The 18,478-nt window shown below is 37.4% G+C and carries 12 protein-coding genes, 4 tRNA genes and 2 rRNA genes; 4 read left to right on the top strand and 14 right to left on the bottom strand.

The genetic code is table 11. The annotated features are described in order from the left end of the window. Positions 1-2 precede the first annotated feature (2 nt). A complete protein-coding gene (gene pepT / locus J3U66_RS00090; RefSeq protein ID WP_267334492.1) occupies positions 3-1,232 on the top strand; it encodes a peptidase T in 1,230 nt (409 codons plus the stop codon). Positions 1,233-1,932: 700 nt separating this feature from the next. Here pepT and J3U66_RS00085 read toward each other — a convergent pair. From J3U66_RS00085 to znuA, 8 genes are all read right to left on the bottom strand, one after another. Then, positions 1,933-2,008, bottom strand: a tRNA-Lys gene (locus J3U66_RS00085). A 137-nt stretch (positions 2,009-2,145) separates the two neighbouring features. Further along, on the bottom strand, positions 2,146-2,889 hold the full coding sequence (gene ybgF / locus J3U66_RS00080) for a tol-pal system protein YbgF (RefSeq protein ID WP_267344014.1): 744 nt from the start codon (positions 2,887-2,889) through the stop codon (positions 2,146-2,148). Between the two features lie 63 nt (positions 2,890-2,952). Beyond that, a complete protein-coding gene (gene pal / locus J3U66_RS00075; RefSeq protein WP_065634268.1) occupies positions 2,953-3,435 on the bottom strand; it encodes a peptidoglycan-associated lipoprotein Pal in 483 nt (160 codons plus the stop codon). A gap of 165 nt (positions 3,436-3,600) precedes the next feature. Continuing rightward, positions 3,601-4,896, bottom strand: coding sequence for a Tol-Pal system beta propeller repeat protein TolB (gene tolB / locus J3U66_RS00070; RefSeq protein WP_416379616.1), 1,296 nt, complete (start codon positions 4,894-4,896; stop codon positions 3,601-3,603). Positions 4,897-5,325: 429 nt separating this feature from the next. Further along, a complete protein-coding gene (mutM, locus tag J3U66_RS00065; protein ID WP_267334498.1) occupies positions 5,326-6,135 on the bottom strand; it encodes a bifunctional DNA-formamidopyrimidine glycosylase/DNA-(apurinic or apyrimidinic site) lyase in 810 nt (269 codons plus the stop codon). Positions 6,136-6,145: 10 nt separating this feature from the next. Further along, positions 6,146-8,467 carry a bifunctional glycosyl transferase/transpeptidase gene (mrcB, locus tag J3U66_RS00060; RefSeq protein ID WP_267334500.1) on the bottom strand — a complete coding sequence of 774 codons (2,322 nt, stop codon included), beginning with the start codon at positions 8,465-8,467 and terminating at the stop codon, positions 6,146-6,148. 129 nt (positions 8,468-8,596) lie between these two features. After that, positions 8,597-9,958: a murein DD-endopeptidase MepM gene (mepM, locus tag J3U66_RS00055; RefSeq protein WP_267347505.1), complete on the bottom strand. Its 1,362-nt coding sequence runs from the start codon at positions 9,956-9,958 to the stop codon at positions 8,597-8,599. A 28-nt stretch (positions 9,959-9,986) separates the two neighbouring features. Further along, on the bottom strand, positions 9,987-10,943 hold the full coding sequence (gene znuA / locus J3U66_RS00050) for a zinc ABC transporter substrate-binding protein ZnuA (RefSeq protein ID WP_267347503.1): 957 nt from the start codon (positions 10,941-10,943) through the stop codon (positions 9,987-9,989). Between the two features lie 93 nt (positions 10,944-11,036). Between znuA and znuC the strand changes: the two genes are divergently transcribed. The 3 genes from znuC to J3U66_RS00035 all read left to right on the top strand — a co-directional run bounded on the left by znuC (position 11,037) and on the right by J3U66_RS00035 (position 14,261). Beyond that, positions 11,037-11,801, top strand: a complete 765-nt coding sequence (gene znuC, locus J3U66_RS00045) for a zinc ABC transporter ATP-binding protein ZnuC (protein WP_267334506.1) — start codon at positions 11,037-11,039, stop codon at positions 11,799-11,801. An 11-nt stretch (positions 11,802-11,812) separates the two neighbouring features. Continuing rightward, positions 11,813-12,622: a zinc ABC transporter permease subunit ZnuB gene (znuB, locus tag J3U66_RS00040; RefSeq protein WP_267334508.1), complete on the top strand. Its 810-nt coding sequence runs from the start codon at positions 11,813-11,815 to the stop codon at positions 12,620-12,622. Between the two features lie 115 nt (positions 12,623-12,737). Then, positions 12,738-14,261, top strand: a complete 1,524-nt coding sequence (locus J3U66_RS00035; protein ID WP_267334510.1) for a YifB family Mg chelatase-like AAA ATPase — start codon at positions 12,738-12,740, stop codon at positions 14,259-14,261. A 5-nt stretch (positions 14,262-14,266) separates the two neighbouring features. On the opposite strand, the gene J3U66_RS00030 is transcribed toward J3U66_RS00035, so the two are convergent. From J3U66_RS00030 to J3U66_RS00005, 6 genes are all read right to left on the bottom strand, one after another. After that, positions 14,267-14,605, bottom strand: a complete 339-nt coding sequence (locus J3U66_RS00030; RefSeq protein ID WP_267334512.1) for a DUF413 domain-containing protein — start codon at positions 14,603-14,605, stop codon at positions 14,267-14,269. Between the two features lie 131 nt (positions 14,606-14,736). Further along, positions 14,737-14,812, bottom strand: a tRNA-Trp gene (locus J3U66_RS00025). An 8-nt stretch (positions 14,813-14,820) separates the two neighbouring features. Continuing rightward, positions 14,821-14,897, bottom strand: a tRNA-Asp gene (locus tag J3U66_RS00020). Positions 14,898-14,934: 37 nt separating this feature from the next. Then, positions 14,935-15,050: ribosomal RNA gene (rrf, locus tag J3U66_RS00015) — 5S ribosomal RNA — on the bottom strand. 152 nt (positions 15,051-15,202) lie between these two features. Next, positions 15,203-18,101: ribosomal RNA gene (locus tag J3U66_RS00010) — 23S ribosomal RNA — on the bottom strand. 208 nt (positions 18,102-18,309) lie between these two features. After that, positions 18,310-18,385: transfer RNA gene (locus J3U66_RS00005), tRNA-Glu, on the bottom strand. Positions 18,386-18,478 lie beyond the last annotated feature (93 nt).

Below are 18,478 nucleotides of genomic sequence, written 5' to 3'. Positions count from 1 at the left end.
TTATGAATATTACTGAACAATTAGTTGAACGTTTTTTGCGTTATGTTAGTGTTCCAAGTCAAAGTGTAGTTGGATCTGCGCAAGTACCTTCTACTCCTGGACAAACCGAATTAGCTAAATTACTTAAGCAAGAATTGATTGAACTGAATTTGCAAGATGTACATCTTGATGAGCACAGTATTGTTACGGCTAAATTACCGGGCAATAATCCACATGCCCCTAACATTGGTTATGTTGCTCATTTAGATACGGTGGATGTAGCCTTATCAGATAAAATTCACCCTCAACGCGTTACCTTTAATGGTGAGGATATTTTATTAAATAAAGATAAAGACATCTGGTTTAAAGTTAATGAACACCCTGAATTAAATAAATACCTTAATCAAGAGTTGATTGTCACTGATGGCACAAGTGTTCTAGGTGCAGATAACAAAGCCGCAATTGCAATAGTTATGACGATGTTAGATCAGTTACAAAAGCAAAATTGTACTCATGGTGATATCTATGTGGCTTTTGTACCTGATGAAGAAGTCGGTTTAAATGGCGCTAAAAAACTTGATTTGAACCGTTTCAAACCTGACTTTGCTTATACTATTGATTGTTGTGAGTTGGGTGAAGTGGTGTACGAAACATTTAATGCTGGTTCAGCAATCATTGATATTACAGGGGTATCTGCCCACCCAATGTCAGCTAAAAATGTATTAATCAATCCTATACGCGTTGCAAATGATATTATTAATTGTTTTGATAGTTTCGAAACGCCTGAACACACAGAAGGTAAAGAAGGCTATTTTTGGTTTAATGATATCGTTGGTAACCAAAGTACTACGACACTAAAAATGAGTATTCGTGACTTTGATTTAGCAAAATATCAAGCTCGTAAAGCATATATTCAAGACGTAGTAGACTTTATTAGTCGTAAATATCCAAGAGCTAAAATTGAATGTAAAATTACAGATACTTACAGTAATATTGCCAACTATTTAGGTGATGATCGTCGCTGTATCGATTTAATTTATCAATCATTTGAACAATTGAATATTGAGCCTAATACTATTGCTATGCGTGGTGGTACTGATGGTTCGGCACTATCAGCAAGAGGATTAACCACACCTAATTATTTTACAGGTGCTCATAACTTTCACTCTTGCTTTGAATTTTTACCATTATCATCGTTCCTTAAATCGTTTGAAGTAACAATGAAAATCATCGAATTAGCAAATAAAGTTTGATCATCTAATGAAAGAGGGAAATTATTCCCTCTATTTAAATTATACATTGTATCAATGAGTTACAGCTTTCTGCTTTCAACTTTAATTTGAATTGAAATCTATCATACATTTAGCAAGCTACGGCACTCTAGATTTATAACTTACCGTCATAACAAAGGTGCACGGCTTACCAGACATACGACTTCACCGCCAATATTCTTTATATAACAAATTAGTTAAAGCAAACAAGGCTTATAAAAATTGCGATAAATAAATCTACCACTCTCATTTTACACTGTAAATCCAGAGCATTTAGATTGATTATTATCATTTTTATTTATCAATCTTTATTATTAATTTCTAATTCTGTAAACCAATTGGCATGAGCTAGATAACAAATACCAAAGTAACCTCAATTTTTAGTGACATCAAATAAGTATTTATCTTTATTAATAGTTTTTTATCGTTATAAAGATGAATTAAGATCATAGAAAAATAGGTCATGAGGTTTAGTTAGGTGATTACTCAAAAAATACTATTTTTAGTAATTTTTTAGCTTGCAGGATAATTTCATTAAATAAAAATGTTTGCTTTAGCTATTCAAGTCTAATACTAAGTAAAGTTGAAATCTATTCTAAACTAATTAATATCGAACTAACTTACTTGAGTTTAATATCTTTTAAATTGGTCTGTTTTGATATTTGAAATATGAAGATAAGGATGGTGGGTCGTGAGCGATTCGAACGCTCGACAAACGGATTAAAAGTCCGCTGCTCTACCGACTGAGCTAACAACCCATTTTAGATAAGAATTGCAATGTCCTTAAGAATTAAAGTTACAAGCAATTTCGGGTTGCTATATTACTTACTATTATCAAGCAGTGCAACCCTTTTCTTGCTTTTTGCATCCAATAGCTGGTTATTTATACATTTTACTAAAGTGATGCTAATTTTTTATTAGCAAGATCAACGGTATTTTTATCTTTAGGATATTTACTGACAACTTGTTGAAAAACGGTTTTAGCAGTTTTTTTATCGCCTTTGTCCAATAAGATTATACCAACCTTATAAAGGCTGTCTGCTGCTTTAGGAGAAGCTGAAAAATCTTTTACGACTGTCGCATAATAAAACGATGCTTTATCTTTTTTCCCTTCTTTATAGTAAAGTTGACCTAGCCAATAATTTGCATTAGCTAGGTAACTTGACTTTGGGTAAGCTTCAATGAACTTTTGAAAAGCAGCGATAGAATCACTGTTTTGTTTACCCTCAGAGACATGCTGCATGATAAAGTTATAATCTGCTTTATCGTTACCTGATGTTGTCCAACTTGATAAGTCTGAAGATGGCGTAGCTGATTGAGAATCAGTAGATGGAGCAGGTGCAGGTGAAGACGAATTATCTTGTGAAGAATTAGTATTTGATGAGAATCCTGAACCACCAACCATTTGTTGAAGAATCATCTTTTGACGTTCTATAGTTTGGTTGAGTTGGTATTTAGTTTCTTCCAATTGACCACGAAGTGTATCCAAATCTGATTGTAAATCACTAATTTGTTGCTGATTTTGTATTAATAATTGACCTTGAGCTTGAACTGTTCTATCGAGCTCAGAACTACCAGCGGCACAACCATAACCGGTAAACAAAAGAAATAAGAACAATATGAGTGTTTTTTTATACATATTATATACTCGGCGTGAACTTTAAAATAAAACGGCTGAATTATCAGCCGTTATCACAAGCTATTAATAACCAGGGTAGGTTACTACAGCACGACGGTTTTTAGCATAAGCTGCTTCGTCATGACCTAATACAGCTGGTTTTTCTTTACCATATGATACTACTTGTACTTGTGAGCCAGAAACACCATTACCTTGTAGGTATGATTTAACTGCGTCAGCACGACGTTCACCTAAAGCGATATTGTATTCTGGTGTACCACGTTCATCGGCATGACCTTCAACAACTACGTTTACAGAAGAATTTGCACGCATAAATTCTGCATGTGCATTTAATAATGTAGTATATTCAGATTTAACATTATATTTATCAAAATCAAAATATACAGTATTAGTTTGTTGTAATCTGTGAAGTTGTTCTAAAGCTTCTTTTGACAAAGAACCGTTTGCACTACCGCCAGCATTGCTGCTTTTGCTTGATGAACATGCAGTAAGTGCGATTAATGGTAAAGCAACCGCAGCTACTTTAAGAAATTTAGAAAATTGCATTGTATTAACTCCTTTGTGTTTGAATAAATTATTATTTATATTTTATTTATCTGACTACTCAGTAACAATTATTACTAATTAGTCAGATTAGCGCTATATATTATAACGACCTAACATTTTGTACAATTTTAATATTCATAATATCGATTAAATTTTAATCTCTTCTTATAAATAAGGTGACCAAGCAGGGAATTTCACCTGTCCGTCAGTCGCTGGTAATTTAGCTTTGAAGTTACCATCAGTTGAAACTAAATTCAAAATTGTACCTAATCCTTGTGTTGAACTATAGATGATCATAGTACCATTTGGTGCAATACTTGGTGTTTCATCTAAGAATGTATCGGTTAAACGTTGATAAGTACTTGTTGACATATCATAACGAGTAATATGTTGTTCACCATTGTTAGTTGAAATCATTGCAATGAAAGAACCATCTGGTGCAACGCGCGCATTTTGATTTTGGGTATTATCCCATGTTAAGCGTTGTGATGTTCCACCATTAATATTGATACTATAAAGTTGAGGTCTACCTGCCTGATCTGATGTATAAACAATAGTTTGGCTATCTGGCATCCATGATGGTTCAGTATCATTACTGCGACCTGATGTAATTTGTGTGATTTTTTTAGAGCCCAAATTCATAACATACAAATTCAAACTCCCATCTTTAGATAAGGCGAACGCTAATTTACTACCATCAGGAGAAAATGCAGGCGCACCGTTATGTTTAGGGAAAGAAGCAACAGTTTCAGAAGCTCCACTATCTAGCGTTCTGATTACTAATGATGAATGACCACCCTCAAAAGTTACATACGCTAATTTTTTTCCATCTGGTGACCAAGCTGGTGACATTAATGGTTCCTTAGAACGATGTACTGTCATTTGATCAAAGCCATCATAATCAGATACTCGCAATTCGTGAGTAAACGGTCCTTTAGTTGTTTTTACAACATAAGCTATACGCGTTCTAAATGCACCTTTGATACCAGTTAGTGATTCGAAAATTTCATCACTAGCTGTATGTGCAGCATAACGTAACCAACGTTTTTCGATAGCGTATTGATTTTGAGCTAATACCGCACCCGGGCGAGTTACGGTATCGATTAATTGGTAACTGATAAGATATTTTCCAGAGGCATCAGGTTGAATAGTGCCCACAACGACAGCAGAAACACCTAGTTTACTCCATAATGCAGGGTTAACTTCTGAAGGTGATGTTGGTCTTTGTGGCATGCTGCTCACATCAATAGGATTAAATTTACCACTATTACGCAAATCTGAAGCAACGATGTCTTCTATAAATTGTGGAGGCTCGCCCGAACCCGTCCATTTAAAAGGCACCACAGCTATTGGTTTAGCAGTACTAACACCATCGGTAATAATAATGCGAACTTCTGCATTCGCAATCATTGTATAAAATAACACAAAAAAAGTTATCAAAAAGCGAGAAGCAAATTTGATCATCTTAGATTCCTTAATAAAAACAAAATAAATTGCGTTAAAAATAAATGCAAATAAGAAATAACGCGCAAGAAAAATCCGTGATTTTTTAATATATTACAATCATTTAGTACTATATATTAAACTTTATAAAAGATTAAAACTTTTACAGTCAGAAAGATAGCCGATATCGCGTAACAAGTCCATACTCTTCAAAATAAAAAGATTTTCAAAATATTAACTTTTTACCTACTCGCTATTATCAATACATTTAAGATTAACAATTATGACTAAGTGATTAGTTGTATATACTAATCCGATTTTATTAAGGTTGAAAGAGGAATAATATACAATATTTAGACAAAATTATTTGATTATCCAGTACAAATATATCAGTTGTTACATACAAACAACAAAAACATAACATTATGATTTATTTTTATAAAATTATTATTTTTGGCATATCTCACAATAAAATGTATTACGTTGCCCTATTTTTTGTGATTTTATTTCGGTTTGGCAAAGATAACATTTTTCGCCATCTCGACCATACACTTGCAGTTTTTGAGCAAAATAGCCAGGTTTACCATCTGATTGAAGAAAATCTTTAAGGGTTGTACCACCTTGTTCAATCGATTTAGCCAAAACATGTTTAATAGCTATCACTAACTGTTCAAATTCGAATAAAGATAAAGTATTTACTTTACGATTAGGGTTTATTTTTGCCATAAACAGTGATTCTGATGCATAAATGTTACCAACCCCCACTACTATAGGGTTATCCATAATGAACGTTTTAATTGGCACATGACGATTTTGAGCTTTTGAGAATAAATATTTGGCAGTCAATTCATCACTTAATGGTTCAGGCCCTAGATGCTGTAACTGAGTAACGTGGTCAAGGTTTTTTGCCCAAAGCCAAGAACCAAAACGCCTTGGATCGGTATAACGTAATATCACACCATTTTCAAGAATTAAGTCTACGTGATCATGTTTAGCGGCTTGTTGAGGATTTAATAATACCCTTAAACTACCAGACATACCTAAATGAATAATAATCCAATTATTAGGTAACTGGAGCAACAAATACTTTGCCCGTCGTTTTACATCTAAAATTTCTTGGCCATGAGCGTTGAAAATAGCTTCACTGATAGGCCAACGCAATTTAGATTGCCGAACAATAATTTGCTTAATGGTTTGTCCTTTAAGATAAGGCAGAATCCCTCTTTTGGTTGTTTCAACTTCAGGTAATTCAGGCATATTTAGTTACTCAATTATTTAACATATCAGTGACCCAAGTGGGTGCTTGCTGTCCTTGCATGGATTGATTATTACCCGAACACAAACTCTGAGGGTTGATAGTCCAAGCAGGTAATGTTCTACTACCACTGCCGTCACATTGCCATTTGCCATTACTATCAATAGGTATCATAAAAATATTTTGTGGCATAGGTAATACCAATTTTTTCGGAGGATTATTTTGTAAATACTCACTATAAATCTTCAATGCACCCGTTGCGCCGGTTAATTTCATCGGGGAATGATCATCAAGTCCAATCCAAATGACAGCAACATTTTTACCATCAATACCAGTAAACCAGCTATCACGCGAATCATTACTTGTCCCTGTTTTTGCAGCTAACTTAAATCCACTATATTTTGTTTTTAGCGATCGCGCAGTACCGGATTCAACAACTTGTTGCATAGCATAAGTTGTAAGAAACGCTGATTGTTGAGAAACCGCTTGTAACTGTTGAGGGTAACTTTGATAGACCAATTCACCTTTATCAGTTAATACGTATCTTAAAATAGTAAGCGGAGAACGTTGTCCATTGTTAGCAATAGTTTGAAACATCTGCGCTGTTTCTAAGGGAGTTAACTCCAAAGCACCAAGTAATCGTGATGGTAGATTAGGAATACGATCTGACGGTATACCTAAGGCTTCTAATGTATTTTTACTTGCATCTAATCCCAAGGCCATCCCTAAATTAACAGTGGGCACATTAAGTGAGAGCGCTAATGCATCAACTAACATCACTCTATCACGGAATTTACGATCATAATTTTTAGGTTCCCAATACGTGCCATTATCAAGTTTAATTGATATTGGTGTGTCATTGAGCCAACTATTTAGTTGATAGCGATCAGGTTGACCTAGTGCTGTTAAATAAGTGGAAGGTTTAGCTAAAGAACCAATTGCTCGCCTTGTTAACCAAGCGCGATTATAACCTGGGTAACGAGGCTCTGCACTACCAATAATGGAACGAATTTCGCCGGTTTCTCGACTCACAACGACCATCGCTGTTTGTAAATCTTTATTCGTTGATTTACGCAAAGCATCTATTTCGTTAGTAACAGCTTGCTCCGCAGCAGCTTGAGCAACAGGATCAAAGGTGGTAAAAATCTTCATGCCTGATAGGTGATCAGCTTTATCACCTAATTGTTTTCGTAATTCGCTACGAACGACTTGCATAAATGCAGGTTGAGGAGAAATAACCCCGCCCTTAGGTAAAACTGAAAGTGGACGCTGACTTAATAAATTATAAAGCTCATCATCTATAATTCCTTGTTGTTCAGTCAGTTTTAAAACAACATTTCGACGTTCAATCACTTGCTGTGGCTGTGTCCATGGATTATACAGTGATGCACCTTTTACCATACCCACTAAAACAGCTTGTTGATCTAAGGTTAATTCATTAACGGGGCGACCAAAATAGTAAAGACTTGCTAACGGAAAACCATGAATCTCTTCACTGCCAGCTTGCCCAAAATAGACCTCATTTAAATAGAGTTCTAATATGCGTTCTTTACTGTAGCGAGCATCTAAAATTAGTGCCATATACGCTTCTCGTATTTTTCGAGATAAACTGCGTTCATTAGTCAAAAAAAGATTTTTAACCGTCTGCTGGGTTAAAGTACTTCCGCCTTCAGTACGTCCTGTAGTGAGGTTAACAAAAATTGCTCGTCCAATCGAATACAAGCTAACACCGTGATGATCATAAAAACGTTTATCTTCTGTGGCGATTAATGTTTGCAGCAAAGAATCAGGAAATTCTTTTAATGGAACAAACAATCGCTGTTCTCCATTTGGAGAGTGCATCATGGTAATTAATTTTGGATCAATGCGTAGTAAGCCAAAATCACGCCCTGTATCTAAATTAATAATACGATCAACGCGGTTTTCATAAAACGTTATTTTGACACGAAATGCTTGTTCTTCACCATCTGGAAAAGTAAAAGGTCGACGGTAAATTTCAATAGAATCATTACTAACAATAAATTCACCTGGGCGGGTGGCTTTAGTATCTTGCTGACGATACTGCGCGCCCACTAACATACTAACGACATCACTTAAACTATATTCACTATCAGGTTCAAGATCAATGATCTGACCATAAACTGCCGCTGGTAATTCCCATACGTTACCATCAATTCTCTCTTTTATTTGTTGATCAAGATAGATACCGTAAAGAACGGTCACTGCAGCAAAAATAAGAAAAAGTTTAAACAATAACGACCAAAGTCTTCGCTTTAGTGTCATCTTATTTTTTTTAGCTTTTTTATTGGCTCGTTTTTGAGTTGATGTATTCAAACTGCACCTAAAATTTAGATTTTATGAAACTCGTCATATAATAACATATTTTTTAGCCGATATTATGGCATTGTTTGTGTAAAGAGTTTGAAGTAAGTATTCAGTTTAGTAGTTAAAAAATCACAAGCTTTAAAAAACAAGTTGGGATTTAATATCTTTAACTTTTTCTATGAATGCTTTTTTAGATTTACCAGTCAATCCTTCCGAAATTGGTAAACTTGCAGTTAACGGATTAACGGGTTTGTTATTAATATGTAATTCAAAATGTAAATGTGGACCTGTTGAACGACCAGTATTACCAGATAATGCTATCTTTTCACCTTGTTTTACTTGTTGACCTGGTTTGACTAAAATCTTGTCTAAATGCATATAAGTGGTCATATATTGCCGACCATGACGGATAGCCACATAATTACCTGCTGAACCACTATATTTGGCAATCACGACCTCACCATTACCAACAGATAAAACAGGCGTACCGCGAGAGACAGCAAAATCAACACCATTATGAGGCGTAACAATACCTGTAACAGGATGTAAACGACGAGGATTAAAATTGGACGATACCCGCGCTTGCTTAGCTAAAGGATACCGAAAAAAGCTTTGTGATAAACTGCCACCAGTTATATCATAATACTTACCATCATCAGCTAATACGGCATAATAATCTTTACTACCATTTTTAATTCTAACGCCTAATAGTTGACTGTTAGATAAACGTTTACCATGCATTTCTCTCGATAATACTACCGAAAATTTATCACCGACTTGCAATCGTCTAAAATCTAACCGCCATTGTAACGCTCGGGTTATAATGCCTATTTCACTACTGGTTAAACCACTTTTACGCGCATCGGCGACAAAATTAGCTTTAATTTCACCTTTAACAACCACATTTTCTGGAACGGCTTCTGCCGTTTCAGAACTCTCAATAAATTTATCGCCTGATTTTTCATATATACGAATATTATTACTAGAAATGGTCCAAGTAAAACTTTGTAGATTATGATCATCATCAGTTGTCCAACTAACTTGTTGACCTATTCTTAAATTTGCTAGTTGTTTGAATTTAGTGGTTAATTGATAAACATCATTTTTATTAACATTATAGCGTTGCAAAATATCATGCAAAGTATCGCCGCGCGCAATAGTATATTGCACGGTGTTGTCTTTATCATCAATAATGTCATCTAATTCATCTTTAACAATCTCATCTTCGGGAACATCTGATGATTCAGTAACCTCTTCATTTTTAGATTTTCCACCGACCACTTCTATTCGACCATCACCTACAACAACAGGAGAATTTACGTCATCGGTGACAGTCGTTTCTGCTTGAGGAGTTAAAGGAACATATTCCGTACGATCCAAATTAAGTGGTCGCCATAATATGGTAAATAAAATAACAATAAGAAGGACGCCTAATACTGAAAAATAGGGAGTTTTAAATTTATTTTTTTCAATACTAGGGGATTCAATCTTTCGTGCCAAAATTAACCTTAACTATTTATTATCTAAACTAATTCTTATCTAAACAATCCAACAGTTGCTGTGTTAATCTCAATAAAAATTGTGAATAGGCATTTTTTGATAAAGCGATATCTGTACCTAAGGGATTCAATTCCCCAATTCGAACATCAGTTCCATTCACTAATTTTTGAATAACTGCAGGGCTAAACTGTGGCTCTCTAAATACACATACTGCTTGATGTTCTTTCAACTCTTGTTTAATCGCATAAACCGTTTGAACACCGGGCTGTACTGCTGGATTTATGGTAAAACTTCCTAGGTTTTTTAATCCGAACTGTGACTCAAAATACCCGTAAGCATCATGAAACACAAAATATCCGCTATTTTGTACGTTAATCAGTTTTTTTGCAATGTTTTGTTCCGTTTCTGCTAGTTTAATAGTGAATTCGTTTAGATTTTCATCAATTAAATCTCTTTTATCAGGATATAAGTCGATAAGCTTATCGTGCACAGTCTTTGCAATGATTTTCGCTATCTGTGGAGAAAGCCATATATGCTCATCATATGAACCATGATGGTCATGGTCATGTTCATCATCTAAATCTAATTTTCCATATTCATGATTTTGAGTACCCGTTCTAAGTAGTTTTTTGATGTCTGGTATCGCCATTAATTCTATCTGTTTGTCTTTATCTATACCTTTTAAAACGGTCGGCATAAAAGCTTCTAAATCCTCACCGACCCAAACTATTAATTGTGCTTGTTTGATTTTAACTAAATCAGAAGGTTTTAAAGAATAAGTATGAGGGGAAGCACCATCGGGTAATAAAATATCTGTCTCGGTTACACCATAAGTTATAGCTTGAGTTATAAAACCAATAGGTTTGACTGAAGTTAAGACATTGGCATTGGCACGAATAGTAATACTTTGTGTGATAAATACCAAACTTAGTAGTATCAAAATCCGCCATAACTGTTTAAAATTTAGTGATATATATTTTTTCACATTATTACCTTATATTCATAAAATATGATATTATAGATGCATTAATTGTTATAATATAACATAACATGTCAGTGAGCAAGGATTTACACTAATATGACACAGCTAATTTCACTTGATAGGGTTTCGGTTGAACTTAACCAACAAAAGATATTAGATAATGTTTCATTTACTATCAGTACGAATCAAATCGTCACCTTACTAGGACCAAATGGCGCAGGTAAATCAACATTAGTCAAAGTTATCCTTGGACTAACCCCTTATTCTTCAGGAAGAATCAATCGTTCCGACAATTTAACAATTGGGTATGTTCCTCAATCCATTAAATTAAATCCAACTTTACCCATTACTGTAAAACGGTTTATGCGGCTAAATAAACGACTTAATAATGAGGATATCCTAAAAGTCTTAACAATGGTTAAAGCAGAATATTTAATCGATAAATCAATGCACCAGCTATCAGGTGGCGAATTACAACGCGTTTTACTTGCGCAAGCCTTAGCTAAACGTCCACAATTATTAATTCTGGATGAACCTACGCAAGGCGTAGATGTTAACGGACAAGTGCTATTATATGATCTCATTATTAATGCCAAAAATGAGTTTAATTGTGGTGTATTAATGGTTTCCCATGATTTGCATATTGTTATGGCAAAGACAGATGAAGTGATTTGTTTAAATCACCATGTTTGTTGTTCAGGAACGCCTGCTATTGTTTCTAACGATCCTGAATTTATTTCTCTTTTTGGTCAACATGGCGCATCACAAATTGCCGTTTACAAGCATCATCACAACCATCAACATGATCTTTGTAAGCAAGATGATGATCATCATAATAATTGCGTTACATGCTCTAATTAGGACATAAAACTATGATTGAGTTATTATTACCTTCATTGTTAGCTGGTTTGTGTCTGACAACAGTAACCGGACCATTGGGTACTTTTGTTGTTTGGCGCAGAATGTCATATTTTGGTGATACTTTATCCCATGCAGCTTTACTTGGTATCGCTTTTGGCTTTTTACTGCATATTAATTTATTCTATTCTGTTATTTTCATTACGCTTATTCTAGCTTTAGGTTTACTTTGGTTAGAAGCACAAAAACAATTACCAATAGATACATTGCTAGGAATATTAGCCCACAGCGCACTTTCTCTAGGCTTAGTCGTAATTAGTTTAATGGATAATATCCGTATCGATTTAATGGGATACTTATTTGGCGATCTTTTATCAGTGACGTTTATTGACGTCTATCAAATTATAATTTGTGTTGCATTAATAGGCATTTTATTATTATGGCGTTGGAATGATTTTCTCTTTATTACCGTTAGTGAAGAATTGGCATTTAGTCATGGTATTAACATTCAATTTACAAAACTGCTTTTAACGTTATTACTAGCTTTAACAATCGGTATTGCAATGAAGTTTGTTGGGGCGCTAATTATTACATCTTTACTGATAATTCCTGCTGCAACAGCAAAATACTATTCTAAAACACCGGAATCAATGGCACTAATTGCCATTATCATTGGAATGTTATCGATCATTTGTGGGTTATTATTCTCATTAATTTATGACACACCAACAGGACCATCAGTTGTATTAAGTAATACTTGTTTATTTTTTATATCATTGCTTATTTCAAAATTATTTTTAGGTGAAAAAACGAGTAAAATTTGAAAAAATTAAACATTTTTTGTGACTAAAAACGAATTAATTAAATTGGTTAATTTAAATATTACGCATAGTAATTAAGGTAATAACACAAATTAATTATTTAATTAAAGTAAATACTATGTCACTTGCAATTATTTATACTCGAGCATCAATAGGCATACAAGCACCTCAAATTAATGTCGAAATTCATATCAGTAATGGATTACCTGGATTTGTCTTAGTTGGTCTTCCTGAAGCAACGGTTAAAGAAGCAAAAGATCGCGTTAGAAGTGCAATTATTAATAGTGGTTTTACTTTTCCTTCCAAAAAGATCACAGTTAACCTGTCCCCTGCGGATCTTCCAAAAGAAGGCAGTCGCTTTGATTTACCTATTGCTATCGCAATTCTTGCAGCTACCGCACAAATTCCAACCGATAAATTGCTACATTATGAGTTTTTAGGTGAACTTGCTTTAACTGGCGATATTCGAGCAGTAAAAGGCGCGATTCCAGCGGCCATTTCATCACAAAAGAAAAAACGCACACTAATTATATCCGCAGAGAATCAATCTGAAATCTCGTTGATACATCAAAGCAACACCTTAATTACAAATAATTTGATAGAAGTCTGCCAACATTTATCAAATCAAACTAGTTTATCTTCAGTAGAATATCGGGAATATGAGAGTAATTATAACACCGATAGGAATTTAGAGGATATTATTGGACAAGAGCATGCTAAAAGAGCACTAGAAATAGCAGCAGCTGGTGGGCACAATCTCTTGTTTATAGGACCGCCAGGAACAGGTAAAACAATGCTAGCAACAAGGCTTACATCACTATTACCGCCACTCTCAGATGAAGAAGCCTTAGAAAGTGCAGCCATAACAAGTTTAGTTAGTGCAAATGGAACAATTAAAAACTGGCGTCAAAGGCCTTTCAGAGCGCCTCATCATAGTGCTTCAACAGCGGCTTTAGTTGGTGGTGGTTCAATTCCTAAACCAGGTGAAGTGTCTTTAGCACATAACGGCGTGCTATTTCTAGATGAATTACCTGAATTTAATCGAAAAGTTCTAGATGCGTTAAGAGAACCAATTGAATCAGGAGAAATTATTATTTCTAGAGCTAATGCTAAAATCAAATTTCCAGCAAGGTTTCAACTTATTGCTGCGATGAATCCAAGTCCTACCGGTCATTATCAGGGAACGCATAATCGTACAACACCACAACAAATTATTCGTTATCTGAATCGTCTTTCAGGACCTTTTTTAGATAGATTTGATATTTCAATAGAAGTACCGCTTTTACCTAAAGGAACCTTAAGTAAGAAAGTAACAACAACGGAAACAACCGAAATTGTCAAAAAAAGAGTGTTAGAAACCAGAAACAGGCAATTAAAAAGAAGTCATAAATTAAATAATCAACTAAACCCTAACGAAATTCAATGCTATTGCCAGTTATCGGAAGAAGATAATGAGTTTTTAGAACAAGCTTTAATAAAATTAGGACTATCAGCAAGAGCGTGGCATAGAATTTTGAAAGTATCACGTACAATTGCTGATTTAGATTTGTCTGATACCATAAAACGAAAACACATTTCAGAAGCACTGAGTTATCGTTCTATGGACAGGTTATTAATTCAATTACATAAAAACATTGGCTAATGATATTAATCATCAGTATCAACAAAATCATCAGTGACATCTACTTGTGGTTTGCCACCTGATAATGTGTGAAAACGTTTTGGCTTATTAATACGGGATAGATATTTTAACCAAGCTTTTTCAAATTCAGTGGAAGGTTCTTTTTTTCCTTTACAGACAGCAACAAATGATTTTTCTTCAGCTGTAACAGGCTTTCTGATTTCTGTATCTAGATCTTTAAAAGCACAGCCATGCTTTTCTAAAATTTGAGCCTCTTTAATTGTAAAATCTCCGTGGCGAGAAAATCCTCTAGGATAATTTTTATTATCAAAAAAACGTTGTTGACTTATAAAACTTTCAGCCATCTTATATCCTCTAAGTTGTAAAAGTAGTTGGGCGGGAATTATAATTAACTAAGTTAATCTGTAAACAAAATTTTTTTATTTATACTTGTAAAAACGACTGAACGGCTAAAATTAAGGCAAAACAATTATTTTGGCAGGGGCGGAGAGTCTCGAACTCCCAACACCCGGTTTTGGAGACCGGTGCTCTACCAATTGAACTACGCCCCTAAATAAGGTGGCGGAACGGACGGGGCTCGAACCCGCGACCCCCTGCGTGACAGGCAGGTATTCTAACCAACTGAACTACCGCTCCACCGTATTTGGTGTGTCTATAAAGCTAAAATTTAAAAGTCTGGCGGCACCCTACTCTCACATGGGTAATACCCACACTACCATCGGCACTACGGCGTTTCACTTCTGAGTTCGGCATGGGGTCAGGTGGGACCACCGCGCTATTACCGCCAGACATATTCTGTCTTCTCTTTCTCTCAATTGATGAACATTATCACATATCTTCACCAATCGCTCAATCCGGAACAAACTGTTTTATTAATCTTTAACCATCTTTCGATGACTTCTTACTCTCAACTTCGCGTATCCAAAACAACTCCGAGTTGTAAGGTTAAGACTCTCGGTTCATTAGTATCAGTTAGCTCAATGTATCACTACACTTACACACCTGACCTATCTACGTCTTAGTCTCAAACGGACCTTACTGAATCTCTTCAGGGAAAACTCATCTCGAGGCTAGTTTCGTGCTTAGATGCTTTCAGCACTTATCTATTCCGCACGTAGCTACCGGGCAATGCAATTGGCATCACAACCCGAACACCAGCGGTGCGTTCACTTCGGTCCTCTCGTACTAGAAGCAAACCCTCTCAATTTTCCTACGCCCATGGCAGATAGGGACCGAACTGTCTCACGACGTTCTAAACCCAGCTCGCGTACCACTTTAAACGGCGAACAGCCGTACCCTTGGGACCTACTTCAGCCCCAGGATGTGATGAGCCGACATCGAGGTGCCAAACACCGCCGTCGATATGAACTCTTGGGCGGTATCAGCCTGTTATCCCCGGAGTACCTTTTATCCGTTGAGCGATGGCCCTTCCATTCAGAACCACCGGATCACTATGACCTACTTTCGTACCTGCTCGAGCCGTCACTCTCGCAGTCAAGCTAGCTTTTGCCATTGCACTAACCTCCTGATGTCCGACCAGGATTAGCTAACCTTCGTGCTCCTCCGTTACTCTTTGGGAGGAGACCGCCCCAGTCAAACTACCCACCAGACAGTGTCCCTTACCTCGATTCAGAAGTATAGGTTAGAACATCAAACATTAAAGGGTGGTATTTCAAGGTCGACTCCATGCATACTGGCGTACACACTTCATAGTCTCCCACCTATCCTACACATTAAGGCTCAATGTTCACTGTCAAGCTATAGTAAAGGTTCACGGGGTCTTTCCGTCTTGCCACGGGTACACCGCATCTTCACGGCAATTTCAATTTCACTGAGTCTCGGGTGGAGACAGCCTGGCCATCATTACGCCATTCGTGCAGGTCGGAACTTACCCGACAAGGAATTTCGCTACCTTAGGACCGTTATAGTTACGGCCGCCGTTTACTGGGGCTTCGATCAAGAGCTTCTGCTTACGCATAACCCCATCAATTAACCTTCCAGCACCGGGCAGGCGTCACACCGTATACGTCCACTTTCGTGTTTGCACAGTGCTGTGTTTTTATTAAACAGTTGCAGCCAGCTGGTATCTTCGACTGATTTCACCTCCATCCGCATGGGACTTCAATTAACATCAGCGTGCCTTCTCCCGAAGTTACGGCACCATTTTGCCTAGTTCCTTCACCCGAGTTCTCTCAAGCGCCTGAGTATTCTCTACCTGACCACCTGTGTCGGTTTCGGGTACGATTAACTATAACCTGAAGCTTAGAGGATTTTCCTGGAAGCAGGGCATCAATTACTTCACTACCTTAGTAGCTCGTCATCACGCCTCAGAGTTTCAGTGACCGGATTTGCCTAATCACACCCCTACACGCTTAACCCACCATCCAATAGGTGGTAAACCTAGCCTTCTTCGTCCCCCCATCGCAGTTATAGCCAGTACGGGAATATTAACCCGTTTCCCATCAGATACGCCCTTCGGCCTCTCCTTAGGGGTCGACTCACCCTGCCCCGATTAACGTTGGACAGGAACCCTTGGTCTTCCGGCGAGCGGGCTTTTCACCCGCTTTATCGTTACTTATGTCAGCATTCGCACTTCTGATACCTCCAGCATGCCTCACAACACACCTTCGACGGCTTACAGAACGCTCCCCTACCCAATACACTTACGTGCACTGCCGCAGCTTCGGTGCATAGTTTTAGCCCCGTTACATCTTCCGCGCAGGCCGACTCGACTAGTGAGCTATTACGCTTTCTTTAAATGATGGCTGCTTCTAAGCCAACATCCTAGCTGTCTAAGCCTTCCCACTTCGTTTCCCACTTAACTATGACTTTGGGACCTTAGCTGGCGGTCTGGGTTGTTTCCCTCTTCACGACGAACGTTAGCACCCGCCGTGTGTCTCCCATGATTAAACTTGTCAGTATTCGGAGTTTGCATCGGGTTGGTAAGCCGGGATGGCCCCCTAGCCGAAACAGTGCTCTACCCCCAACAGTTACTCATGAGGCGCTACCTAAATAGCTTTCGGGGAGAACCAGCTATCTCCCGGTTTGATTGGCCTTTCACCCCCAGCCACAGGTCATCCGCTAATTTTTCAACATTAGTCGGTTCGGTCCTCCAGTTAGTGTTAACCAACCTTCAACCTGCCCATGGCTAGATCACCGGGTTTCGGGTCTATACCCTGCAACTTAACGCACAGTTAATACTCGGTTTCCCTTCGGCTCCCCTATTCGGTTAACCTTGCTACAGAATATAAGTCGCTGACCCATTATACAAAAGGTACGCAGTCACACATACCCAACGGTACATGCTCCCACTGATTGTACGTACACGGTTTCAGGGTCTATTTCACTCCCCTCCCGGGGTTCTTTTCGCCTTTCCCTCACGGTACTGGTTCACTATCGGTCAATCAGGAGTATTTAGCCTTGGAGGATGGTCCCCCCATCTTCAGACAGGATATCACGTGTCCCGCCCTACTCTATAAGCTTCCACATAATCCACTTTCATGTACGGGACTTTCACCCTCTATCGTGCGACTTTCCAGACGCTTCCACTAATACATTATGCTACCCGCTTGGGCTACTCCCATTTCGCTCGCCGCTACTTTGGGAATCTCGGTTGATTTCTTTTCCTCGGGGTACTTAGATGTTTCAGTTCTCCCGGTTCGCCTCACCTAACTATGTATTCATTAGGTGATAGTGCAGTCGCCTGCACTGGGTTTCCCCATTCGGACATCAACGGTTATAGCGCCTTTTATCGGCTCACCGTCGCTTTTCGCAGATTAACACGTCCTTCATCGCCTCTGATTGCCTAGGCATCCACCGTGTACGCTTAATTTCTTAACCTTACAACTCACAGTTGTCTTGGTTTCAATTACGCTTTTTTCTCTTTTCTACTTCGCAACATTCATACTTGCATATCAATGTCTTCCGTAAAAACGAGAACTCGTTTCTTTCAGCTTGTTCCTAATTGTTAAAGAGCGTTATCTTTCTATTTACTCTTTCAAGTAAATACAAACATAATAGTTTTAAGAAATAATTACGTCACGTTGTATGGCGTCCCCTAGGGGATTCGAACCCCTGTTACCGCCGTGAAAGGGCGATGTCCTAGGCCTCTAGACGAAGGGGACTTAATTATCTCTTTCTAAACAAACAATCTGTGTGAACACTTACGAGCACTTCGTAAGGAGGTGATCCAACCGCAGGTTCCCCTACGGTTACCT

It is taken from the genome of Gilliamella sp. B2969, assembly GCF_026536195.1.
Lineage (GTDB): Bacteria > Pseudomonadota > Gammaproteobacteria > Enterobacterales > Orbaceae > Gilliamella.
Note: the sequence above shows the minus strand (reverse complement) of the source record. Positions and strands in the feature narration are given on the sequence as shown.

Bases quoted from the DNA above. Each gene is read 5' to 3' on its own strand.
- pepT (WP_267334492.1), top strand. From the start codon at position 3: ATGAATATTACTGAACAATTAGTTGAACGTTTTTTGCGTTATGTTAGT.
- ybgF (WP_267344014.1), bottom strand. From the start codon at position 2,889: ATGTATAAAAAAACACTCATATTGTTCTTATTTCTTTTGTTTACCGGT.
- pal (WP_065634268.1), bottom strand. From the start codon at position 3,435: ATGCAATTTTCTAAATTTCTTAAAGTAGCTGCGGTTGCTTTACCATTA.
- mutM (WP_267334498.1), bottom strand. From the start codon at position 6,135: ATGCCTGAATTACCTGAAGTTGAAACAACCAAAAGAGGGATTCTGCCT.
- znuC (WP_267334506.1), top strand. From the start codon at position 11,037: ATGACACAGCTAATTTCACTTGATAGGGTTTCGGTTGAACTTAACCAA.
- znuB (WP_267334508.1), top strand. From the start codon at position 11,813: ATGATTGAGTTATTATTACCTTCATTGTTAGCTGGTTTGTGTCTGACA.
- J3U66_RS00035 (WP_267334510.1), top strand. From the start codon at position 12,738: ATGTCACTTGCAATTATTTATACTCGAGCATCAATAGGCATACAAGCA.
- J3U66_RS00030 (WP_267334512.1), bottom strand. From the start codon at position 14,605: ATGGCTGAAAGTTTTATAAGTCAACAACGTTTTTTTGATAATAAAAAT.